Here is a 23115-nt window from a genome sequence, read left to right on the forward strand (position 1 = left end):
GCATCAGTGGAACTTTTTAGGGCGGTAGCGCGCTACCCGCGCCGCACCGGACAACGCTTTGGTGCGCACACCATTGCGGGCTTTGTACCACTGGGGGGTAGCGCCTTTCTTGAGGCGCCAGTTTTTGCCAGGGTGCTTGTAGGCGGGCAGCACAGCCGAAGCAGTGTCGTGGCTTTCGGTCTCGAAGCTGGTGGCTTGCGCCCAGTCTTTTTCAAACTCGCTGGCGCTGGTCTGGATGGACTGCTCCACGTCGCGCGCGGCGTTTTCCACCGAGTCCTTCATCTTGCGAAGCTCATCGAGCTCCATGGAGCGGTTGACTTCAGACTTCACATCGGCCACGTAGCGCTGCGCCTTGCCCAGCAGGGTGCCCACGGTACGGGCGACGCGGGGCAGCTTTTCAGGGCCGATGACGATCAACGCCACCGCCCCAATGAGCGCCATTTTGGACAGGCCAATATCAATCATGGAATCAACGCTCGCTCAAGCCATCAGCTTTTTTGCTTGGCTTCCACGTCGATGGTGGTCTTGTCAGCGGCCTGGCTGTTGGCGACTTGGCTGGGAGCTGGGGCTGCGGTGGGCGCGGGGGCGTCGCTTGCGCCGTCTTTCATGCCGTCCTTGAAGCCCTTGACCGCGCTGCCCAGGTCAGAGCCCATGTTCTTGAGCTTTTTGGTGCCGAAGACCATGACAACGATCAGCAGCACGATCAGCCAGTGCCAGATGGAAAAGGAACCCATGGAATTTCTCCTAACGAATTGCAATCATTTTAGACGCGCGATGTAACCCCGGCGTGAAGGGGAAAAGACTGTCAGCTCTTGACCTCAGCCTTTGAGCCAGGGGCGTGGGCCACCCATCACATGGATATGCAGATGGTGGATCTCCTGCCCGCCTTCAACCCCGGTGTTGGTGACGATGCGAAAGCCGCCGTCTGGGTACGGGTTACACCCCTGCTCCAGGGCCAGCCGGGGCGCCAGCGCCATCATGCGCCCCAGTAGCCCGGCGTGCTCTGGGGTAACCTGGGCCATCGAAGGGATATGCGCCTTGGGCACCATGAGAAAGTGCACCGGCGCCCAGGGATGGATGTCGTGGAATGCGAAGATTTCCTCGTCTTCATAGACCTTGCGGGAAGGAATCTCGCCGGCAATGATCTTGCAAAAAAGGCAGTTCGGATCGTGCATGGTGGAGGGATGAATGAAACCGGCCGCAGCCGCCAGATAACTGATTACAGAGCCCTGAATGACTCCGGGCAAGTTTTCGCATTGTCAGGGATATACACGGCGTCCTGCGTGTCCGCCGGCTGACGAAGGGCTGTCAGCCAAGGGCTGAGCAAGGCACCCGCTCGCCAGCAGCGCCAATCTCACATCTCCAGAGCCTGCCCCTTGTTCATGGCGACCATGCCGCGCACGATGCGGTACAGGAACCACAGGGAGATCAGCCCCCAGGCGATCCAGCCGGGCAGGATCAAAATCCACAGCGGGGCCGTCAGTACATAGAGCACACCTGCCCAAATCACCGTGCGCAGGCGCCAGGAAAAATGGCTGGCCTGCCAGGTGCCTTCTGCATCGCTCTTTTTGACGAGGTCGATCACCAGCGCAATCAACAGCAAGGCAGCGCCGGGCTGCGCACCGGGAATGACCGCCCCCACCGCCACAATCAGATGCAACAGGTAGCTGACCCAGCCGATGGCCTTCAAGTCCTCGGCCCGCTGGTCCTTGGTCCGCACATCGGTGAAGTCATCTGCCATGGCTGTCAGCCTTTCTCGTCTGCCGCGCGCGCGTCTGCCTTGCGCAGGGCTTTTTCTTCGATACCGCTGGTGCCTTCACGGCGGGCCAGCTCCTTGACCACATCCGCCGGGCTCAAGCCGTAGTGGGCCAGAGCGATCATGGAGTGGAACCACAGGTCGGCCACTTCGTAGACGATCTTTGCCTTGTCGGCACCATGGTCCACATCCTTGGCCGCCATCACGACTTCGGTGGCCTCTTCGCCAATCTTCTTCAGGAAGGCATCCGGCCCCTTGTGCAGCAGGCGCGAGACATAGCTGGTCTGCGGATCGCCACCGTTGGCGGGCTTGCGGCTTTCAATCACGGCCGCCAGGCGGGCCAGGGCGTCTTGCTGAGGCAGCACGTGGGAATCGTTGGAACTCATGGGCTTATTTGTAGATGGATTCGGGATCTTTCAAGACCGGATCAACGGCCTTCCAGGCGCCATCCTTGAGCACGCTGAAGAAGCAGCTGTGGCGCCCGGTGTGGCAGGCGATGCCAGGCTCGTGCCCTTCCTGCGTGACCTTGAGCAGCACCACGTCGTTGTCGCAGTCCAGGCGGATTTCATGCACCGTCTGCACATGGCCCGACTCCTCGCCCTTGAACCACAGCTTCTTGCGCGAGCGGCTGAAGTACACCGCGCGGCCCAGCTCTGCGGTCTTGGCCAGCGCTTCGCGGTTCATCCAGGCAAACATCAGCACATCGCCTGTGCCCTGCTCTTGCGCAATCACGGGCACCAGGCCCTGCGCGTCCCATTTCACTTCATTGAGCCAGTTCATGGGCGGATTGTCGGTGATTTGTGCCAGAGGGCCGGACGGGGATCAAAAATTTAAACGTTTTTGGCCGCTAGCGCTTGTACAGAAAGCGCCAGCAGCTATTAAATCAATAGCAAAACAAGCTACCGATTACAGACGCACGGGAATGCCACGCTCTGCCATGCGCTGTTTGGCCTGGCCCACGGTGTATTCGCCGTAGTGGAAGATGCTGGCAGCCAGCACGGCATCGGCACCGCCCTGCTGCACGCCGTCTGCAAGGTGGTCGAGATTGCCCACTCCGCCCGAGGCGATGACGGGCACGCTCACGGCGTCGCTCACCGCACGGGTCAGGGCCAGGTCAAAGCCGGACTTGGTGCCGTCACGGTCCATGCTAGTGAGCAATATTTCGCCAGCGCCGCGCTGCGCCATCTCCTGCGCCCACGCCAGTGCATCAAGCCCGGTGTTCTTGCGCCCGCCGTGGCTGTAGACATCCCAGCCAGGGCCCACCGGCTGGCCGTTGGCGCCGATGCGCAGCGCGTCTTCTTCAGAGCGGCGCTTGGCATCAATGGCCACCACGATGCACTGAGCGCCGTATTTGGCCGATGCCGCATTGATGACGTCGGGGTTGGCAATGGCAGCGGAATTGAAGCTGGTCTTGTCCGCGCCCGCGTTGAGCAGACGGCGCACATCTTCCACCGTGCGCACGCCGCCACCCACGGTGAGCGGAATGAACACCTGGCTGGCCACGGCTTCGATGATGTGCAGGATCAGATCACGACCATCGCTGGTGGCGGTAATGTCCAGAAAGGTCAGCTCATCGGCCCCCTGGGCGTTGTAGCGCGCGGCAATCTCTACCGGGTCGCCTGCATCGCGCAGTTCAACAAAATTGACACCCTTGACCACGCGGCCTCCGGTAACGTCAAGACAGGGAATGATGCGTTTGGCAAGCATGGCGCAGAGGGATGAGAAAAAAGAAGAATATCAATGAAAGGAAGCCGCAACCCCGAGGGCGCGGCCAGAGCGGCCCGTGCAAGATACCACGGCCATCCGCAGGGCCCGGCCCGCTCAGGCCTGCAGGCTGGCGCCCACACCGCTTTGCCAGCGCCACGCGTCTTCGCACATCTGGTCCAGGCCCAGTTTGGCAGTCCAGCCCAGCAGTTGCTGGGCCAGAGCAGGATCAGCCCAGCACTGGGCCACATCGCCCGGCCGGCGCGCCACGATGCGGTAGGGCACGGCCCGGCCGCTGGCGCGTTCAAAGGCACGCACCATCTCGAGTACCGACACGGGGCGCCCCGTGCCCAGGTTCACCGTCAGCAGACCGGGGTGATCGCGCAGGTAGCGCAGCGCGGCCACGTGACCCTCGGCAAGATCGCACACATGGATGTAGTCGCGCACGCCGGTGCCATCGGGCGTGGGGTAGTCGTTGCCGTACACGCTGAGTTGTTCGCGCAGGCCGACGGCCACCTGCGCAACGTAAGGCAGCAGGTTGTTGGGAATGTCTTGCGGGTCTTCGCCGATCAAGCCACTGGCGTGGGCACCCACGGGGTTGAAATAGCGCAGGCGGGCAATGCGCCACTGGCCGGGCTCAGAAGCGTCCACATCGGCCAGCACCTGCTCCATCATGAGCTTGCTCCAGCCATAGGCGTTGGTGGCCGACAGCGGGAAGTCCTCACGGATAGGCACCGAGGCCGGGTCACCATACACCGTGGCAGACGAGGAGAACACCAGCGTGCGCACATTCGCCGCCCGCATGGCGCCGAGCAAGGCCACGGTGCCCGCCACATTGTTGTCGTAGTACCGCAGCGGCTCACGCACCGACTCGCCCACCGACTTCAGGGCTGCGAAGTGGATGACCCCCTCGACAGGGTGCTCGGCAAACACCCGCTGCAGCAAGGCCGTGTCGCGGATATCGCCCTCGATGAAAGACGCGGGTGCGCCAGTGATGCGCTCCACCCGCTCCAGCACCGAACGGCGGCTGTTGCAAAAATTGTCCAGCACCACGAAAGGAATGCCGGCCTGGGCCAACGCCACACAGGTATGCGAGCCAATGAAGCCGGCTCCGCCCGTTACAAGAATCACGCTATCGCACTCCTAAAAATGGGGATCTGGGTTCTGAGGAAGAGATCCATCGCACGGGATCGACCAGATAGGGTGAATTGTCGGATCAAAAAGCCTCCCGCGTTGCAGCGCCAAAAGCCTTGCGCGACTTCTTTTCCGATTCGCCGGGCTGGCCAGCGAGAGCACACAAGGGACGAAGGCCATGGTCGCGGCCCCAGCACCATTGCAAACAATCGTTTTCCACTGTGGGTGAACTCCAAACACCCCGAAGTGGCTTTGTGAGCCTCCTCAGCCCAGAAACCATTGATTATCAAAACCAAAAAGAAAAGTACACACTCACATCTTTGCATTGAACGCTCTATCGAGGGTAAACGCCGTCCCGAACCACAAGCCATAAAATCCACACTTCATTGATCCACTGCCTGCCACCCTGCGGACAGCCCTGCGCTACAGTGCCTACCGGATCGAATCACCTTGCGCCCACAAAGCGCCACCCCGGAACCCGCCGCCGTCCATGACACATCCGCTTCGCCTCCTCGTTTTGTTGATGCTGGCATTGGCTGCCATGGGCGCAACAAAATACGCTCAGGCCAAGAAGGCACCGGCGGTAGCGCTTTACTACCAGCACAACGCACCGCTAGAAGATCTGAAAGTCTTCGATATCGTGGTGGTGGAGCCCGACCATGGCTACGACCCGCTAGCCTTGCGCGCCAAAGGGACCGAGCTTTACGCCTACACGTCGGTGGCAGAAGTGCAGCCCACGCGGGCCTATTTCAAGAACATACCGGCGCAGTGGCAAATGGCCCGCAACGGGCACTGGAACTCCGTGGTGGTCGACCAGACGCCCGCGCAATGGCCCGCTTTTTTTGCAGACCAGGTGGTAGCGCCCCTGTGGCAACGGGGCTACCGGGGGTTCTTTCTGGACACCATGGACTCGTACCGCCTGGCCAGCCGCTTTGATGAGGCTGCACAGCAAGACGGCCTGGTTCGCGTGATTGAAACGCTGCACGAACGCTTCCCGGGCATCCAGCTGATCATGAACCGGGGGTTCGAGATTGCGCCACGCCTGAAAGGCAAGATCCACATGGTCGCCGCAGAATCGCTGTACCGCGGCTGGAATGCGGGTGCCAGTCGCTACGAAGAAGTGCCTCTGGCTGACCGCCAGTGGCTGATCGCTCAACTCAAGACCATCCAGGACCGTGATGGCATTCCTGCACTGGCCATCGATTACGTCGCCCCCCACGACCGTGCTCTGGCACGCGAGACCGCCAAGCGCATCGAAGCTGATGGCTTCATCCCCTGGGTGACGGACAGCCGTTTGAGCAGCGTGGGCATTGGCACGCTGGAGCTGGTGCCCCGCCGCATTCTGGTGGTTTACAACAGTTCAGAGTCCCCAGCGCTTAACTACAGCAACCCCCACCGCTACGCGCAGATGCCCCTGAACCACATGGGCTATGTGGTGGACTACGCCGACATCCTGAACCCGTTGCCCGGGGGGATTCAGCGCGACCGTTATGCCGGGGTGGTGACCTATTTTTCTGGCTTCATCCCCAAAAACCGGATGCGCGAACTGAACCAGTGGTTGCAGGCCCGCAAAACCGAGGGCATACCGATTGCCATCATGGGTGACTTTGGCCTGCAACCCGACAAATCCTGGGCTACCACGTTCGGACTGCAAGCCAACGATCTGAACATCACCGCACCATTGCGCTTGAAGGGCCAACACGCCGCGATGGAATTCGAGATTGCCCTTCCCCCCATCAAGCGGGACGACACGCCCGTCTTGCTGGTGGGGCCGCAAGCTGCGCAGGCAGAGCCCCTGGTCGAATTTGTGGACAAGAATGGCCGCAGCTACGTGGGCGGAGCCCTGATGCCCTGGGGAGGATTCATTCTCGACCCGTATGTTCTGACGGAGCTGCCCGGCACTGAACAAACACGGTGGGTGGTCAACCCGTTCACCTTTCTGCAAAAAGCCTTGCAACTGCCCCCGCTGCCGGTGCCCGACACCACAACCGAGAACGGCCTGAGGTTGCTACTGGCCCATATTGATGGAGACGGCTTCCCCTCCAAGGCTGAAATGGCGGGCAGCCCACTGGCTTCGCAAGTACTGTTGCAAGAGATTTTCGAGAAGTACCGCATCCCCCAGACGATGTCGATCATTGAGGCGGAGACGGCGCCCCACGGCCTGTACCCGGACCAGAGCCAGCAGATGGAAGACATCGCACGCAAGATGTTCAAACTGCCCCACATCGAAGCGGCCAGCCATACCTTCACGCATCCCTTCTCGTGGGACTCCTCGGTCAAACACGGGGTGTTCTCAGAAAACGCTGAAGCCCAGCAGTCCCTGAATATTCCTGGCTACAAAATGGACTTCGAGCGCGAGACGGCAGGCTCTGCCGAATACATTCGCAAGCAACTTGTACCTGCAGGCAAATCGGTGGAAATACTCCAATGGTCGGGTGACACAGCCCCCAATGAAGCGGCCCTCAAGGCGTCTTACGAAGCGGGTCTGGTGAACATCAACGGTGGAGACACATCCATCTCCAAGGCACAACCCACGCTGACGGCGATTGGCGCCCTGGGCATTACCAAAGGCAATTACCTGCAGGTCTACGCCCCCATCACCAACGAGAACAACTACACCAACTTGTGGCAGGGGCCCTATTACGGTTTCGAGCGCGTGCTCGAAACCTTTGAGATGACCGACAAGCCCCGTCGTATCAAGCCTGTGGGCATCTATTACCACACGTACTCGGCCTCCAAGGCGGCGGGCCTGAAGGCGCTGAAGAAGGTGTATGACTGGGCGCTATCGCAGCCACTGCACCCGGTTCGCACCTCCGAATTCATCCGCAAGGTGCAAGACTTCCACACCTACGCCATCGCCCGCGAAGGTGACGGCTGGCGCGTTCGTGGCGCGGGCCAGTTGCGCACGCTGCGCATGCCCTACTCGGTGAATGACATCACCCCCACACTCGCCCAAGGTGTTGGCGTGGCAGGCGTGAGCGAAGGGGCGGAAGGCAGCTACCTCCACCTGACCAGTGACCTTGCATGGATTGCGCGGCCGGGCGGATCTGCCGCCGCCGATACTGCAAACGCCCCCACCGTCTGGCTGCACACCGCGAATGCCCGCGTGACGCAGTGGCAACGCACACAGCAAGGGCAACGCACGGACTTCACCCTGCAAGGCCATGTGCCCCTGCAATTCAGCGTGGCCGGCATGGCCCCCGCCTGCAAGCTGAGCGCCAACGGGCAACCTGTGGTGGCCGCCAAGCCCTCCAACAACCTGCGCACCGACGTGCGCACCTACAAGCTAGCCGATGCGTCCGCGCAAATCCAAGTTGTCTGCGCCGGACGCTGAACGGCCCGTACTCGCCAGCTATTGGCTCACTGCACTGCTGGCCGGCTTGGTCGGTGGTGCGCTGTGGCTCATGTATCCGCGCCAGGATCTGGAGCGGCGCCTGCTCTCGTCCAGCAGCGACTCCAGCCTGTCGCTTGCATACTTGAAGAACCTGCTGCGCAGTGATCCGAACAACCCTCGGCTGCAGCAATTGCAGGCGCAGCGGGTTGCCGAAGACGAAGCCCGCAAGCAAAGGGAAGCCGACCTGGCCAACCGGCAGCCTTCGCCATGGACACGCTGGCGTGACGCCATGGATGGCTATCACGCCCTTCCTCTCGAGGCCACAGAACAACGCCGCGCCCTGCGCGCTGACCTTGTGGTGCAGCTGCATGAGCTGATGACCCAAGAGGTGCCCGACGAAATGCTGCCCGCATTGGCGGAAGACGCTTTCCATTTGGGTGAGCCCCTGCTGGGCATTCAGATGTACCGGCGGATGGGCGACGAAGCCAGCGCCGAGGGCAGCGCAGTGGCACTCTATGAACGTGCAGCGCGCGAAGCACTGGGCGTCTCTGCCCACCAAGAGGCAGCCGACCTGTTCCTGAAGGCACGCCACGCCAGTACCAAACCGGACCAAGCCAAAGCCTTCTACCTGCGCGCCATTGCTGCCATGCAGGCATCTGGTAAGCCTGCCCTGGCGCTGGCTCTGGCCCAGCGCGAGGTGGGCGGGCTTGAAGCAGATCCAGAAGTGTTGCGCATGCTGGTGGAACTGGCACGCGCCGCTGGCAAACCCGCGATTGCCGAGCAATACATGAAGCGGCTGCTTCGCCTGGCCCTGCTGCAACAGTGGCGCGAGACAGCCGTGGCCACCGCAGCGCCGGTGATGCTCCCCATGTCGGGCGATGCAACGCCGCCGGCACCAGCCACCTTGCGCTATGAAGACCGCGCCTACTTGCTGGACGCCCGCATGCTGCACCACCCCAGCGTCGCAGGGATGCAGCAGGTAGTCACAGCGCAAGCTGGCAACCGCACTGGTACTGAAAAGGCAGGCCCAGGCTTGCCGTTTGACGACAAGATCTACACCCTGGGCTACCAGGTATTTTTGGAAAACCGCAACCTCGAAGACGCCTGGCTGGTAGCCAAATCGGCTGTGCAACAGGCACCGAATGATCTGGCGTGGCGTGAGCGGCTGGCGCAGGTGGCCGAGTGGACGCAGCGCAGCGACGCTGCACTGCAGAACTGGTTGGTGATCGCTCGGGCAACCCAGCAAGACCGGGCCTGGCAATCGGTCCTGAGGCTTGCTCCCGGATTGTTTGACGATGCGGCACTCATCGAAGGCCTGCGCTACGAGTTGCGGCGCAAACCGGACAACGCCCCCCTGGCCAAAGAACTCATCCTGGCGTACGAACGGGTGGGCACCCCGCTGCCCGCCATCGAGTTCCTGCAGCAACAGCCGCGCCTGCCCGCCAACCTGGAGCTGCTGGCGGACATTGCTACCCGTGCCGGGCAAATGGACGTGGCGCTACAGGCATGGGAGCAGCTTTTGGCCGATCCCGCTCAGGCCACACCCGAGCGCGCCATGCGCGCAGCCACCCTGGCGGTGGTGCGTGGCAAGCCGGAACTGGCCATGGCCTGGCTGGAGGCCGCGCGCCATGCCGTTCTCCCCGGCGCAGAGATCACCACCGACTTCTTGCGCATGACCGGGCAGCTGGCTGAGCGCCAGCAGCGTGACGCAGTGGCGCTGGATGCGTATCGCCAGCTGCTGACCACACCCGATGCCAAGCTGCCAGACTTTGATTCCGCCATCCGGCTGCTGCAAGTGGACTACCCATTACAGGCGGCAGATGTGGCTGTGCAGGCCTGGGACCGCTTCTTCCAGCCGCGCCACTTGATCCTGGCCCTGACGACCTATGTCAGCCGCAGCCAGTGGACGCAGGTCAAGCATCTGCTGGACAAGGTGAGCCCCACCACCGGCACCGCACACGAAGCGATTGCCCCCCTGTGGAAAGACGCGCAGTTTTTGCGCATTGTGGGTCTGTACCACCAGAACACGGGCAACCTCACCCGCGCAGCCCAGCTGTTTGATGCGGCCTTGCGTCTGGCGCCTGATTCGGCCGAGATGCGTCAGGCCATCGTGTGGCTGTTCATCGACAGCAACGACAACATCTCTCTGCGCAAACTGCTGGCTACCCATGAAGCCGAGTGGAGCCGCGACAAGGAGATGCACGATGCCCTGGGCTCTGCGTACCAGGCCCTGTCCCTGCCCTCCGTCGCACTGGCTCGGTATTTCACCCCCCAGCTGGCAGAACGGCAGAGCGATTTCCTGTGGATGATGAACTACGCCGATGCGCTGGACCAGAACCAGGAGCCCGACAAGTCATGGCGCCTGCGCCGGCATCTGCTGTCCTCGGAATGGGCTCAGGCACAACAGGGCCGCCCCATGACCCGCACACAAGCGCGCGCGCACTGGCTCACCGAAGAGGGGCTGGACACCACCCGCCGCCTGGCCCGCGCACGCCTGCTGCTGACACACAAGCCCGGCGACCCGGCGTTCGAGACGCTGCGTGAACTCATGCGCCTGGACCGAGACGCAGCTGGCAACCTGTCCAACGCTGCGGCAGAAACTGCCATTGGCTGGCTGCAGGATGCAGGCCAGTATTCCGCAGAGCGCGGCCTGCTGTGGCAGCAGTACGCACGCAGCCAAAGCCTGCGCGCCAACCGGCCGCTCTGGGCCGACATCACTGTGGCCCTGGCGGAGCAAGACACTGCATCCACCGGAGCCCTGCTGGAAACTTTTGGTGAGCGCCTGCCCCGTTACGACCGCATCAACGCCGCTGCTGCCGTGCAGGATGTGCGCTTGGCACAGACCACTGCGTTTGAATCGCAGAACGACCAGCCCGACGACGCACCGCTGCATCTGCAGCTCACCGAAAACCTTCTGGCGTTCAGTGACCACGCAGGCCCTCAAGTAGAGGCGAGAAAGCTCGGCGACCTTGAAGAAACCGAAGCCACCGCGCAATGGCACATGGCGTTGAGCCCGCGCCTGTCGATGGACCTGAGCCTGACCCGCATTCACCGCACTGCCGGGCTTTCCACGCAGCTGAGCAACCCCTCGCAGGAACGAGGTGTCAAGGTGGATCTGCGCTGGCAGGAACGGGACACCACCACCACCCTGCACTTGGCCCGGCGCGAGAGCCTGACCAGCTACACCCCCGTTCAGCTCGAACACGAATGGCGTCTGGACAACCGCCTGACGCTGCGCATGGACATCGGCATGCAACTGCCGACCCAGGAAAGCACTGTGCTGCGCATGGCAGGCATGAAAGACCGTGCCGGCATCAGCTTGCGTTATCAGATCTCGCGGCTTGACCAGATCACCATGGAGCACTGGCGCGACAACTACAAGCTGCAGACCGGTGGTGCACTGGGCACAGGTCGCCATTCCTCGTTGACCTACACGCACACTTACCGCGTGGAGGCCCCAAGCCTGGAGTTCGGCGCCTTCTGGTCGCAGCACGCGTACAACCGGCGTGACCCCGGAGAGCTTTCGGGCAGCGACCTGGCTTTCACCCAGTACCTGCCCCCCAGCGTGGACCGTGTCGGCGACACTTACTTCCTGCCCGAGAACTTCAGTTTCTACGGTCTGCAGATCTCGACCAATACCCGCTTTGAGCGCGACTACACGCGCACGCTGCAACCCTTTGGCAGCATTGCCCGCACCTGGCACAGCCGCCAGGGCCCGGGCTACAGTCTGCGACTGGGCCTGGCTGGCAGCGTGCTGGGCGGTGACCACCTGAACCTGGGCTGGAGCCTGGGCAAGGGCGGCACCCTCACCCAGGGGCTCACCCGCGAGATACAGCTGCGCTACCGCAAGCACTTTTGAACCCACCCGATGTTGATGGAAAGACAAGCCCGATGATGAGCAATACCAAAATCCTGCACACCTTGAAAGTTGCTGCCAGCGCCTTGGTGCTTTGCGCACTGACAGCCTGCTCTACGGTAGACCGTGGCCGAGCCCCCGCCCTGCAGGCCAATGCCGAATGGACCGTGCTGCCTTTTGCCAACCACACCGAGACCCCCATGGCTGGCAACCGCGCCGAAAGCGTCGCAGAGGCTCTGCTGCATGCGCGGGGCGTGGGCAAGGTCAAGCGCTATACGAGCACGGCGCAGCAAGAGGCACTATTCGACGCAGGCGATACCAAACGCCAGGAACAGGCGCTGGCATGGGCCCGTGAACAAGGCGTGCGCTATGCGCTGGCAGGTACCGTGGACGAGTGGCGCTACAAGGTGGGCGTGGACGGGGAACCGGCCGCTGGCATCACGCTGCAAATCATTGACGTGCAAAGCGGCGACATTCTCTGGAGTGGCGCAGGCGGCAAGTCCGGCTGGAGCCGTGAAGCGCTGTCGGCCGTGGCCCAGAAGCTGATCCGCGAACTACTCCAAGCCGGTCTGTCCGGTGCACGTTAAGCCTTCGCATTCGCATGCAAGCTGACGACCAGGCAACGACCGCCCGATCCGACGACGCAGCAGCGCCTGCTGCGCAGCGCAAGCCCGGCTTTTCCGGTGCACCGCTGGGCAAGCTGGGCGCAGCCGGCGACCGCCCATGGCTGGTGACGCTGGAATCCCTGCTCGTGCCTGGCATCGCCGTGGCCGTGGGCGTGGCATTCAATCCCGAGGATCCGCTCGGGGTGCACGCGGAGTTCCACTGGGCCTGGCTGGCGCCCGTCATCGTGGCCTTGCGCTATGGCCCGCTGGCCGGGCTGGGCGCTGGCGCCGTGCTGCTGTTGGCATGGGTCGCCTTGCATGTGGGCCACATGGACCAATTCCCGCAGATCTTCTTTCTGGGCGGGCTGATTACCGTGATGCTGGTGGGCGAGTTCTCCAGCTTGTGGAGAGCGCGCACCCGCCGCGCCGAAGCCGTGCAGTACTACCTGGACCAGCGCCTGGAGCACCTGATACGCCAGTACTACCTGCTGCGCCTGTCGCATGACCGGCTGGAACAGGAACTGATAGGCCGCCCCATGTCGATGCGCGACGCGCTCAAAACGCTGCGCGGACTCAGCGGCAGCGATGATGAGGCACAGATTCTGCTGCGACTGCTGGCGCAGTATTGCCAGATCAGCTCTGCGGCCCTGCACCCTGTGCACGATCACAAGCTGGAGAAAACCGCGATAGCCACCATTGGCTCACCCGTGGCGGTAGACCCCAAAGACCCGTTGCTCACCCAAGCCCTGGAAACACGCACCCTGTGCCATGTGGTTCAAGCCACGGTGCGCCAGGAAGCCACCCGCTACCTGGTGGCAGCCCCTCTGCTGGATATTGGGGGAGATGTGTACGCCATGCTGCTCATCGACGAGCTGCCATTTTTTGCGCTGCAGGACGAGAACCTGCAAACCATCAATTTGCTGCTGGGTTACTACACCGATGGTCTGTCAACCCAAGCGCTGTCAGCGCCGCTGGTGGAGCAGGTTCCTGACTGCCCGCCTGAGTTTGCCTTTGAGTTGCAACGCCTGTGGCGCATGTATGAAAGCACGCAGGTCCCCAGCATCGTGGTGGCGCTGGAATTCAACCAGGACGCCGTGGATCGGGATCTGCCGCAACAATTCTTGCGGCTCAAACGGATGATGGATGAGAGCTGGGCCATTGCTGGACCGAACCGGCATGTCCTCGCCATCTTGATGCCGCTGGGCGAAGCATCTACTGCCGAAGGCTTCATTGCCCGGCTGGAGGAGTGGATCCGGCGCAAGCAAAACACTGGCCTCGCCCAAGCGGGCATCTTCCCACACCCGCTGCCGCTCGCAGATTCGGGCGGGCCACTGCCCATGCTGCAAAAACTTCTGCAACTCGCCCATGCTTAGTACCAAGTGGGGGCTGTGGGCCATTGTGATGGAGCTCACGGCGTGGGCGGGCCCGGTGCTGCTGGACGGCTATTCGGACGCCGCACTGCTGAGCTATCTGCTGGCCCATGCGGCGGCCTGCGTACTGCTGGCGGTGTTTACCTTGCCACTGCTGTCAGCCGAGCAATCGCGCCCCAGGATGCCCATGCTGGCCCTGATGGCGGTGTGCAGCTATGCCGTACCGCTGGCAGGCTTCATCGGCGTCTTTCTGGGCACGCTGGTGCTGCGGCTGTACCGTGCCGCCCGCCCCATCGAAGACTTCCAGTCTGTGCACCTGCCAGAGTTCGACCTGCACCAGCGCATCCAGAGCGGCTTCCGGCAAACCGGCCTGCGCGCTGTGCTGGGCAACAGCGAAGTCCCTGCCCGTTCCCGCATGCGGGCCATGGTGGCACTGCAGCACATGTCTGGGCGTATCTCGTCCCCGCTGCTGCGCAATGTGCTCAACGACTCGAGCGAAGACCTGCGTCTGCTCGCCTACGGCATGCTGGATGCGCTGGAGCGCAACATCAGCCGTTCCATCGACAAAGAGCTGGACACTTTGCGCGAGGCCGAAGAAAAAGAGGGGGCCGACCCCCTGGGTCCCACCGGCTTGCAGGCCGCAGAAAAACTGTCGGCGCTGTACTGGGAACTGGTGTACCAGAACCTGGCGCAGGGCGACATGCGCAACTACGCCATCAGTGAATCCCTGCGCTACTGCGAGCGGGTGCTGGCGCAGCAACCGCAGCACCCCCAGCACAACCTGCGCCGCGGTTTGCTGCTGCACGCGCTGGGCCGCATGGACGAAGCCGAGCAGGCCTACGCCCGCGCCCAGCAGCTTGGCTTGCCCGCGACACGGGTGTTACCTTACCTTGCCGAGCTGAGCTTTGAGCAACGCGACTTCGCCAAAACGCGGCAGCTGATGCAGCAACTCGACGAATGGAGCGCCTTGCCCCGCCTGCGCCCCGTTATCGACTACTGGAGCGCGCGATGAGCCACCCCAAAGCCGCCGAGGCTGACATTGCCCTGCTGCTGGAAGGCACCTTTCCCTATGTGAGCGGGGGCGTTTCCAGCTGGATCAACCAGATCATCCAGGCCTTCCCAGAGTACCGCTTTGCGCTGGTGTTTCTGGGCAGCCAGCGTTCGGACTACAGCCAGTTCAAATACAAGCTGCCAGCCAACGTGGTGCACTTTGAAGAGCACTTTCTGTACGACGGTTTGGCAGCACAAAACCTGCCGCACGCCCGCCCGGGTAATGAAGCCACGTTCGAGGTGCTGCGCGGCATCGTGAACACCCTGCGCGAAGGCAGCGCAGGCACCGAGCAAACCTTGCAGATGCTGCGCGCTGTGACCCGCGAGATGGCGCCCGGCGGCAACTTTCCGCTGGAAGATTTTCTGTACAGCGAGCGCTCCTGGGAACTGATCCGCGACACCTATCGCGAGTACTGCACCGACCCCTCGTTCGTGGATTATTTCTGGACGGTGCGCATCATGTTCAAGCCCCTGTGGACGCTGGCCAGCGTGGCGCAAAACCTGATCCCGGTGCGAATGCTGCACAGCGCGTCCACGGGCTATGCAGGCTTTTTGGGAGCCGTGCTGCACGACACACGCAACATACCGTTTGCCCTGTCGGAGCACGGCATTTACACCAAGGAGCGGCAGATCGATCTGCTCAAGAGCGAGTGGATTCGCGACAACCGCAACGTCTTCCAGCGCGACCCCACCGAGCTGTCGTACTTCCGGCAAATGTGGATCCGGCTGTTTGAATGGATGGGGCGCTACTGCTATGCGGCGGCCGACCCCATCATCGCGCTGTATGAAACCAACCGCCTGCGCCAGGTGCAAGACGGCGCCGACCCGGCGCGCACATTCAACATCCCCAACGGCATCCAGCTCGCCCGCTTCGCGCCCATGCGCGACAAGCGCCCGGCGCAGGTGCCGCCGGTGCTCTGCCTCATTGGCCGCGTGGTGCCCATCAAGGACGTGAAGACCTTCATCCGCGCCATGCGCCGCGTGGTGAACCAGATGCCGCAGGCCGAAGGATGGATTGCCGGCCCCACCGATGAGGACGCATCCTACGCACAGGAATGTGAGAACCTGGTGCGCAGCCTGGGGCTGGAAAATCACGTGAAGTTCCTGGGCTTTCAGAAGGTGGAAGACCTCATGCCCAAGATCGGGCTGATCGTGCTGTCCTCCATCAGCGAAGCCCTGCCGCTGGTGATTCTGGAAGGCTATGCAGCGGGCGTGCCCACCGTATCCACCGATGTGGGCTCGTGCCGCCAACTGATCGAGGGCCTGGGAGAAGAAGACCGCGCCTTGGGCAGCAGCGGCAGCGTGGTGGGCATTGCCGACCCGCAGGCGCTGGCAGACGCCGCCATCGCCTTGCTGAACGACCCGGCCGAGTGGAATCGCGCCAGCCAGGCGGCCATTGCCCGCGTGGAACGCTACTACACCGACAGCATGATGTTTGGCAGCTACCGCAAGGTGTACCAAAAGGCCCTGGGCGGGCCTGCAACCGACGAGGCACGCTGACATGGCAGGCATTGGCTTTGAACTCCGCCGCATGCTGCGCAAGAACACGCTGACGGGCCTGCTGCAGGCCTACGCCTATGCGGGTGTCATTGGCTCCGGCCCCTGGGTGTTCTCCATCATCGGCATCTTGCTGGTGGGGATCTTCAGCGCCAGCGTGGTGGTACCCAATTTTCTGGTTACCCAGTTCCAGACTTCCGTCACCTACCTGGTGGCCTGCAGCCTGATCCTGACCGGGTTTGTGCAGCTGGCCTTCACCCGGTTCGTGTCGGACCGGCTGTTTGAAAAGAAGCGGGATCTGATCTTGCCCAACCTGCACGGGCTGCTGCTGGGCGTGATTGCGGTGGCGGCCGTGCTGGGCACCCTGGCGCTGTTCGTCGTCTTCCCGGGCGAGCGGCTGCTGTACCGGCTGCTGATGCTGGCCGGCTTTTGCGTCATGTGCGGCGTGTGGGTGCTGGCCATCTTGCTGTCGGGCATGAAGCGCTACCAGGCCATCACGGTCTTGTTCGGCGGCGCCTATGCGCTGATCGTGGTGGCATCCCTGTTGATGCGCCCCTGGGGGCTGGAGGGGCTGCTGGGCGGCTTCGTGCTGGGCAATTTCGTGCTGCTGGCCGGCATGTGGGTGATGGTGGTGCGCGACTTCAGCCCCAAGGGCCGGCTGATCGCATTTGACTTTGCCGAACGCAAGCTGCTGTACCCGTCGCTCGTGCTGGTGGGCCTGCTCTACAACGTGGCCATCTGGGCAGACAAGTTCATGTTCTGGTATTTCCCGCCCACGTCGGAGCCCATCATCGCCGGCCTGCGTGCCTCGCTGATCTATGACCTGCCGGTGTTCCTCTCGTACCTTTCGATCATCCCCGGCATGGCGGTGTTCCTGGTGCGCATCGAGACCGACTTCGTGGAGTATTACGACAAGTTCTACGACGCGGTGCGCAGCGGCGGCTCGCTTGAATACATCGAGTCGATGCGTGATGAAATGGTCTATGCCATCCAGCAAGGGCTGGGCGAGATCGCCAAGATCCAGACCCTGGCTGTGCTGGTGACCTTTGTGGCGGGTCCGGCGCTGCTGGATGCCTTGGGCATCTCCAGCCTGTACCTGCCTTTGCTGCATGTGCAGGTGGTGGGGGCGGGCCTGCAGGTGGGCTTGATGGCGATTCTCAACGTGTTCTTCTACCTGGACCAGCGCCGCATTGTGCTGGTGCTGTGTGTGGAGATGGTGGTGCTCAACATCGTTTTCACCGCGCTGACGCTGCACCTGGGGGCCGCCTTTTACGGATATGGCTTTGCAGGCTCGATGTTGGTCACACTGTGCACAGGCATGGTGCTGCTGACGCGCCAGCTCAACCGGCTGGAATACGAAACCTTCATGCTGCAGTAAGGCAGCGCTGCAGGGGTGCGTTCCCCCAGCAGCGTCTTTACAAAAGTCCGTGGAACGCGGCGACCCGGGTCGTGTAACTTTTTTTTACCCCCCTGCGTTTCAACCATGCCATGTCCTTTCTTTTGAATTCCTTGCGGCGCCCAGCCAGCCTGCTTCCCATCGCCGCGCTCGTCGCCTCCTGTGGCGGCGGTAGCGGTGGCTCAGATACGCCTACGCCCCCCAGCACCGTGCAAGTCACGATCACAGCGCCAGCCGCAGGCAGTGTGCTAACCGCTCAGACGCCGGTCGCCGTGCAGGCACAGGTCTCTGTGAGCGGCAGCGCTGCCGCCGATGGAACGGCAGTGTCGTTCTCGATGCCTGGCGGCAGCTTCTCACCCGTGGCACCCCAAACCCGCTCGGGGCTGGCGTCCACATCACTCACCGGCACCACCGCGGGGGCTCACACCCTCACGGCACGCAGCACGGTGAACGGGGCCACCGGCACCGGTACGCAAACCATCTACCTGCGGCCACAGCCCGCGGCACTGGAGATTTTGGTGCCCGCCTATTTCCACCCCACCACCAACACCGGCTGGTCCCAGATGGCGGCATCGGCCAGCGCCAACCCCGCCGCCGGCATCACCGCCATCCTGAACCCCTCCAACGGCATCTTCACCACCGCCGACGCCGCAACGCTGCAGGCAGCCCGCAACCTCGTCGCAGCAGGGGGCAAGGTCATCGGCTACGTGTACACCCGCTACGGTACGGGCTCGCGCAGCCTGGCGGACATCAAGACCAACATCGACCGCTACCTGGACTTGTATGGCAGCTCGGTGATCAGCGGCATCTTCCTGGACGAGATGTCTGCCAACGAAACACACATTCCGTTCTACCGCGAGATTTACGGCCACATCAAGGCCCGGGGCGCCACGCTGCGCGTGGTGGGCAACCCAGGGCTGGTGCCTGCCGCCGCGTATGCCGGAGTGACAGACGCCATCGTCAGCTTTGAAGGCGCAGCCACCACGTTCCAGAACTTTGACCCACGTACCAGCACCCCGTGGCTTTACACGCTGACCAACAGCCGCCATGCCATGCTGGTGCACAACGCCGACAACTGCGCTGCCATGCAAACCGCCGTTCAAGCTGCCGCGTCAGCGCGCTACAACCACGGTCTGGTGTACGCCACCAACCTGCAATACAACCCCACCACACAGGTCGGCAACCCCTGGGCCAGCCTGCCCAGCTACTGGAGTTCGCTGGTGGGTACAGTGCGCGCCCTCAACACCGCCACCGTCCTTCCCGCCTGCTGACCAGCCAACAAAAAGCCCCGCCCGAAGAGTAACTCCGGGCAGGGCTTTTTGTTGGTTTCAACGGCTGCGCTCACCGCAGCCCGCACAATCTCAGGCTTCGCCCAGCTCGTCCGCACGCGCCTGCGCAGCGGCAAAGTCCAGATCACCACTGTAGATGGCGCGGCCGCAGATCACGCCTTCCACGCCTTCAGACTCCACAGCGCACAGTTGCTCGATGTCGGCCATGTTCGACAGGCCACCCGAGGCGATCACGGGGATGCTCAAAGCCTGGGCCAGTTTCACGGTCGCGTCGATGTTGATGCCCGAGAGCATGCCGTCGCGGCCGATGTCGGTGTAGATGATGGACTCGACGCCCCAGTCTTCAAACTTCTTGGCCAGATCCACCACCTCGTGGCCGGTGAGCTTGCTCCAGCCATCGGTGGCCACCTTGCCGTCCTTGGCGTCCAGGCCCACGATGATGTGGCCACCGAAGGCGCTGCAGGCGTCCTTCAGGAAGCCGGGGTTCTTCACCGCAGCGGTGCCGATGATGACGTAGCGCAGGCCGCCGTCGATGTATTTCTCGATAGTGTCCAGGTCGCGAATGCCGCCGCCCAGCTGCACCGGAATGTCGTCACCCACCTCTTTGAGGATGGACTTGATGGCGCTGTAATTCTTGGGCGTACCCGCAAAAGCACCGTTCAAATCCACCAGATGCAGGCGACGTGCACCGGCATCCACCCACTTGCGGGCCATGGCCGCGGGGTCTTCACCAAAGGTGGTGGATTGGTCCATATCGCCTTGCTTGAGGCGAACGCAGTGGCCGTCTTTGAGATCGATGGCGGGGATGAGCAGCATGATGGGTTCGGGAGGAAAAGGGCGAGTTCAAGCTCGGCCCGAACGGGTTGAAAGATTCAGGGGTTCCAGTGCAGAAAGTTGCGGTACAGGGCCAAGCCATGTTCCGCGCTCTTCTCGGGGTGAAATTGCGCGGCAAAAATATTATCGCGCGCAATGGCTGCGGCGAATACTCCGCCGTAGTCTGCCTCTCCGGCACAGTGCGCGGCGCTTTGGGGGCGGGCGTAGAAACTGTGCACGAAGTAAAAGTAACTGTTGTCAGGAATGCCTGCCCACACTGGGTGTACCGCACCACCGTGGGGCACCTGGCGCACCTGGTTCCAGCCCATCTGCGGCACCTTGAAACGGCTGCCATCGGCCTGGGTGCGGCCTGCCAGATCAAACTTGATGACCTCCCCAGGGATTAAGCCCAGGCCCGGTGTGTCGCCCTCGGCGCTGTGGTCCAGCAGCATCTGCATGCCCACGCACACGCCAAACAGCGGCTTGGACGCGGCGGCTTCCAGCACGGACTCTTGCAGGCCCGACTCACGCAGTTCGCGCATGCAGTCGGGCATGGCGCCCTGCCCTGGCAGCACCACGCGCTGGGCGGCGCGCACTTCATCGGGGCGCGAGGTGACGATTACCGTCCAGCCCGAACCTTGCGCTGCCGCCTGCACGGCCTGCGAGACCGACCGCAGATTGCCCATGCCGTAGTCCACCACGGCGACTGTTTTTGCTTCTGTATTCATAGCTGTTAGCGCTTACTGGATGGGCGCTAGAGGCCTTTTTGGCTTAAAAATCAGAGACTACCCTTGGTGGACGGAATGGTGCCCGCGGCACGCGGGTCGCGCGTGAGCGCAGAGCGCAGCGCACGGGCAAAGGCCTTGAACACTGTCTCGCACTGGTGGTGGGCATTGATGCCCTTGAGGTTATCAATGTGCAGCGTCACGCCCGCGTGGTTCACGAAGCCCTGGAAGAATTCGTAGGTGAGCTGGGTGTCAAAACCGCCAATGCTGCCTGCTGTGAAAGGGATGTGCAGGTGCAGGCCGGGGCGGCCCGAGAAGTCGACCACCACGCGGCTCAGCGCCTCGTCCAGCGGCACGTAAGCGTGGCCGTAGCGCGAGATGCCCTTCTTGTCGCCCACGGCCCGTGCAAACGCCTGGCCCAGGGTAATGCCCACGTCTTCCACCGTGTGGTGGCCGTCGATGTGCAGGTCGCCTGCGCAGTCGATGTCCAGGTCGATCAGGCCGTGGCGGGCGATCTGTTCGAGCATGTGGTCAAAGAAGCCGATGCCCGTGTGCAGTTTGGACTGGCCCGTGCCGTCGAGGTTGATGCGCACGGTGATGCGCGTCTCGGCGGTGTTGCGGCTGACTTCGGCGATGCGGTCAGCGGCGGGATCGGTGGCGGTGGATGTGACGAGTGCGGAGGAAGTCATAGGGAGGCTTGGAGTGCGGCCAGCATGGTGGCGTTGTCCTGGGCGTTGCCCACGGTCAGACGCAAACAGTTGTGCAGCAATGGATGCATTGTAGAAACGTTCTTGATCAGGACCTTGCGGGTTTTCATGCCCTCATAGGTCTTGCCCGCGTCGGCCACGCGCACCAGCACCATGTTGGCTTCGCTGTCCCACACCTTCTCGATGCCGGGCATGGCCCGCAGGGCATCGATAAGCACCGTGCGCTGGGCCCGCAGCTCGGCCGCCTGGGCGGCAAATACATCGGCATGCTCCAGCGCAAACAGGGCGGCTTCGCAGTTGAGCACGCTCACGTTGTAGGGCGGGCGCACCTTGTCGATCTCGGCCACCAGCGCGGGCTGGCCCAGCATGTAGCCCAGGCGCACACCGGCCAGGCCAAACTTGCTGAGCGTGCGCATGAGCAGCACGTGGGCGTTGCGCGCAGGCTCGGCCTGCATGCGGGTGAGCCAGGTGCGGCTGGCGAACGGCTGGTAGGCCTCATCCACCGCCACGATGCCGCCTTGCGCGCCCACGGCGTCGATGATGCGCTGCACCGCGCCCTCGTCCCACAGCGTGGCCGTGGGGTTGTTGGGGTAGGCGATGTAGGTGATGGCGGGTTGGTGCTGCGCAATGGCGGCCAGCATGGCGGGCTCGTCCAGCTCAAAGTCGGGCGTCAGCGGCACGCCCACAAAGTCGAGCCCCTGCAGTTGCGCGCTCATGGGATACATCACAAAGCCCGGCATGGGGGCCAGCATGGTGGCGCGGTGGCCGGTGCCGGGCTGTGCGCAGGCCAGTGCCAGCAGGGTGATGAGTTCGTCAGACCCGTTGCCCAGCACCACGTCGTAATCCGTGGGTGCGCCCGCATAGGCTTTCAAAGCAGCCCGCAGATCGTTCTGCCGTGCCCCTGGGTAGCGGTTCAACGGCAGCGCCCCCAGACGCTGGCCCAGCGCAGCCTGCAGCGCCTCAGGCAAGGTGAAGGGGTTCTCCATCGCGTCCATCTTCAGCATGCCGGTGGACGGCTGCACCACGTACGAGTGCATGGCGCGCACATCGGGGCGGATGCGGTTCAAAGCGTTGGCGAGCGTGTCGGTAGGCGTGGCGGCAGAGGTCATTCGGCAGTGTCCAGTTCGTTGGGGGCCAAAACAAAGGGGTTGATGGCGCGCACGGCGTCCAGCACCTGGTCGTGCGGCAAGGCTTCGGTCAGCAGGTAGCGGCAGCCCTGCTGGTGGGCGGACGAAACAATGAGCGCATCCCAATAGCCCAGGCCATAACGGTCTTGCAGGTCCCAGGCGCCATCGACGGTGTAGGCGTCCAGGTGCGGCGGCAGCCACACGCGCAGGCGGCGCACCTGGGCACGCACTTGCTGCAGCACGTGGGGGCCGGAAAAGCGCTGGATGGCTTGGTTGTACAACTCGTTGAGCACCTGCGAACTGATGCGCCCGCTGCGCGTTTGCCAGCAAAAAGTGAGCCACTCGCGCGCACGTGCCTGGCGCACTGGGTCACGCTCGTCCACGCTGGCGAGCAGCACTTCGGTGTCTACAAAAATGGAGGTGGTGCTCATCGCTGGAACAAGGTCTCGCGGGGCACGTAGGGGCCTGATGATGCGCCCCAGGATTCAAACGCCAGGGCCTCGCGCATGGCCTGGGCGTAGGCGTCTTCCTGGCGCATTTTTTCGGCCAGCCATTCACCCATGAGCCGCGACACACTGCTGCCGCGCTTGGCGGCCTCGACGCGAACCCATTCGGCCACGGTGTCGTCCATCGTGATGGTGACGTTTTTCATACGGCCCAGTTTACACGAACTTCGTGGCCCACGAAGTTCGTGCAACCAAACACCTCAGCGCACCCACCGCAAGACAAGGGCACCATCAACCCTTGAAATA

General features: G+C 63.0%; 22 protein-coding genes. 8 read left to right on the forward strand and 14 right to left on the reverse strand.

Annotation, left to right across the window (positions count from 1 at the left end; all coding sequences use genetic code 11):
* Positions 1 to 3 precede the first annotated feature (3 nt).
* The 8 genes from tatB to galE all read right to left on the reverse strand — a co-directional run bounded on the left by tatB (position 4) and on the right by galE (position 4591).
* Positions 4 to 465, reverse strand: a complete 462-nt coding sequence (gene tatB / locus PQV96_RS16605) for a Sec-independent protein translocase protein TatB (protein WP_044400226.1) — start codon at positions 463 to 465, stop codon at positions 4 to 6.
* A 23-nt stretch (positions 466 to 488) separates the two neighbouring features.
* Positions 489 to 734: a Sec-independent protein translocase subunit TatA gene (gene tatA / locus PQV96_RS16610; protein WP_044400229.1), complete on the reverse strand. Its 246-nt coding sequence runs from the start codon at positions 732 to 734 to the stop codon at positions 489 to 491.
* An 84-nt stretch (positions 735 to 818) separates the two neighbouring features.
* A complete protein-coding gene (locus tag PQV96_RS16615; protein ID WP_044400409.1) occupies positions 819 to 1175 on the reverse strand; it encodes a histidine triad nucleotide-binding protein in 357 nt (118 codons plus the stop codon).
* Between the two features lie 179 nt (positions 1176 to 1354).
* The gene (locus PQV96_RS16620) at positions 1355 to 1741 is read right to left on the reverse strand and encodes a DUF4870 family protein (RefSeq protein WP_044400232.1); all 387 of its coding nucleotides are present in this window, start codon (positions 1739 to 1741) and stop codon (positions 1355 to 1357) included.
* A 5-nt stretch (positions 1742 to 1746) separates the two neighbouring features.
* Positions 1747 to 2142: a phosphoribosyl-ATP diphosphatase gene (locus tag PQV96_RS16625; protein ID WP_066785688.1), complete on the reverse strand. Its 396-nt coding sequence runs from the start codon at positions 2140 to 2142 to the stop codon at positions 1747 to 1749.
* A 4-nt stretch (positions 2143 to 2146) separates the two neighbouring features.
* Positions 2147 to 2536, reverse strand: coding sequence for a phosphoribosyl-AMP cyclohydrolase (hisI, locus tag PQV96_RS16630; RefSeq protein WP_044400239.1), 390 nt, complete (start codon positions 2534 to 2536; stop codon positions 2147 to 2149).
* Positions 2537 to 2662: 126 nt separating this feature from the next.
* The gene (gene hisF / locus PQV96_RS16635; protein WP_044400245.1) at positions 2663 to 3463 is read right to left on the reverse strand and encodes an imidazole glycerol phosphate synthase subunit HisF; all 801 of its coding nucleotides are present in this window, start codon (positions 3461 to 3463) and stop codon (positions 2663 to 2665) included.
* 114 nt (positions 3464 to 3577) lie between these two features.
* Positions 3578 to 4591, reverse strand: a complete 1014-nt coding sequence (galE, locus tag PQV96_RS16640; RefSeq protein WP_273623624.1) for a UDP-glucose 4-epimerase GalE — start codon at positions 4589 to 4591, stop codon at positions 3578 to 3580.
* A 493-nt stretch (positions 4592 to 5084) separates the two neighbouring features.
* Between galE and PQV96_RS16645 the strand changes: the two genes are divergently transcribed.
* The 8 genes from PQV96_RS16645 to PQV96_RS16680 all read left to right on the forward strand — a co-directional run bounded on the left by PQV96_RS16645 (position 5085) and on the right by PQV96_RS16680 (position 18973).
* The gene (locus PQV96_RS16645; RefSeq protein ID WP_273623626.1) at positions 5085 to 7928 is read left to right on the forward strand and encodes a bifunctional glycoside hydrolase/polysaccharide deacetylase family protein; all 2844 of its coding nucleotides are present in this window, start codon (positions 5085 to 5087) and stop codon (positions 7926 to 7928) included.
* Positions 7888 to 11787: a tetratricopeptide repeat protein gene (locus tag PQV96_RS16650; protein ID WP_273623628.1), complete on the forward strand. Its 3900-nt coding sequence runs from the start codon at positions 7888 to 7890 to the stop codon at positions 11785 to 11787. The genes PQV96_RS16645 and PQV96_RS16650 overlap by 41 nt, the downstream gene beginning before the upstream one ends.
* Positions 11788 to 11822: 35 nt before the next feature.
* Complete coding sequence (locus tag PQV96_RS16655; RefSeq protein ID WP_273623630.1) at positions 11823 to 12371, forward strand: penicillin-binding protein activator LpoB; 549 nt, start codon at positions 11823 to 11825, stop codon at positions 12369 to 12371.
* A gap of 14 nt (positions 12372 to 12385) precedes the next feature.
* Positions 12386 to 13762: a PelD GGDEF domain-containing protein gene (locus PQV96_RS16660; RefSeq protein ID WP_273623631.1), complete on the forward strand. Its 1377-nt coding sequence runs from the start codon at positions 12386 to 12388 to the stop codon at positions 13760 to 13762.
* The gene (locus tag PQV96_RS16665) at positions 13755 to 14771 is read left to right on the forward strand and encodes a tetratricopeptide repeat protein (protein ID WP_207374152.1); all 1017 of its coding nucleotides are present in this window, start codon (positions 13755 to 13757) and stop codon (positions 14769 to 14771) included. Before PQV96_RS16660 ends, PQV96_RS16665 begins: the two co-directional genes overlap by 8 nt.
* On the forward strand, positions 14768 to 16309 hold the full coding sequence (gene pelF, locus PQV96_RS16670) for a GT4 family glycosyltransferase PelF (RefSeq protein WP_207374153.1): 1542 nt from the start codon (positions 14768 to 14770) through the stop codon (positions 16307 to 16309). The genes PQV96_RS16665 and pelF overlap by 4 nt, the downstream gene beginning before the upstream one ends.
* Position 16310: 1 nt before the next feature.
* Positions 16311 to 17684 (forward strand): exopolysaccharide Pel transporter PelG, encoded by a 1374-nt coding sequence (gene pelG, locus PQV96_RS16675; RefSeq protein ID WP_273623632.1) that lies wholly within the window; start codon positions 16311 to 16313, stop codon positions 17682 to 17684.
* A gap of 227 nt (positions 17685 to 17911) precedes the next feature.
* The gene (locus tag PQV96_RS16680) at positions 17912 to 18973 is read left to right on the forward strand and encodes a spherulation-specific family 4 protein (RefSeq protein WP_337930819.1); all 1062 of its coding nucleotides are present in this window, start codon (positions 17912 to 17914) and stop codon (positions 18971 to 18973) included.
* Between the two features lie 90 nt (positions 18974 to 19063).
* On the opposite strand, the gene hisA is transcribed toward PQV96_RS16680, so the two are convergent.
* From hisA to PQV96_RS16710, 6 genes are read right to left on the reverse strand one after another with little or no spacing between them, the layout of a single operon-like run.
* On the reverse strand, positions 19064 to 19807 hold the full coding sequence (gene hisA, locus PQV96_RS16685) for a 1-(5-phosphoribosyl)-5-[(5-phosphoribosylamino)methylideneamino]imidazole-4-carboxamide isomerase (RefSeq protein ID WP_044400271.1): 744 nt from the start codon (positions 19805 to 19807) through the stop codon (positions 19064 to 19066).
* A 56-nt stretch (positions 19808 to 19863) separates the two neighbouring features.
* Complete coding sequence (gene hisH, locus PQV96_RS16690; RefSeq protein WP_273623636.1) at positions 19864 to 20532, reverse strand: imidazole glycerol phosphate synthase subunit HisH; 669 nt, start codon at positions 20530 to 20532, stop codon at positions 19864 to 19866.
* A 50-nt stretch (positions 20533 to 20582) separates the two neighbouring features.
* A complete protein-coding gene (gene hisB, locus PQV96_RS16695) occupies positions 20583 to 21218 on the reverse strand; it encodes an imidazoleglycerol-phosphate dehydratase HisB (protein WP_273623638.1) in 636 nt (211 codons plus the stop codon).
* A complete protein-coding gene (hisC, locus tag PQV96_RS16700) occupies positions 21215 to 22345 on the reverse strand; it encodes a histidinol-phosphate transaminase (RefSeq protein ID WP_273623639.1) in 1131 nt (376 codons plus the stop codon). The genes hisB and hisC overlap by 4 nt, the downstream gene beginning before the upstream one ends.
* Positions 22342 to 22794 (reverse strand): PIN domain-containing protein, encoded by a 453-nt coding sequence (locus PQV96_RS16705; RefSeq protein ID WP_273623640.1) that lies wholly within the window; start codon positions 22792 to 22794, stop codon positions 22342 to 22344. Before PQV96_RS16705 ends, hisC begins: the two co-directional genes overlap by 4 nt.
* Positions 22791 to 23015, reverse strand: coding sequence for a CopG family transcriptional regulator (locus PQV96_RS16710; RefSeq protein ID WP_273623641.1), 225 nt, complete (start codon positions 23013 to 23015; stop codon positions 22791 to 22793). Before PQV96_RS16710 ends, PQV96_RS16705 begins: the two co-directional genes overlap by 4 nt.
* Between the last annotated feature and the right edge of the window lie 100 nt (positions 23016 to 23115).

This window comes from Acidovorax temperans (assembly GCF_028596105.1).
GTDB lineage: Bacteria > Pseudomonadota > Gammaproteobacteria > Burkholderiales > Burkholderiaceae_C > Acidovorax > Acidovorax temperans.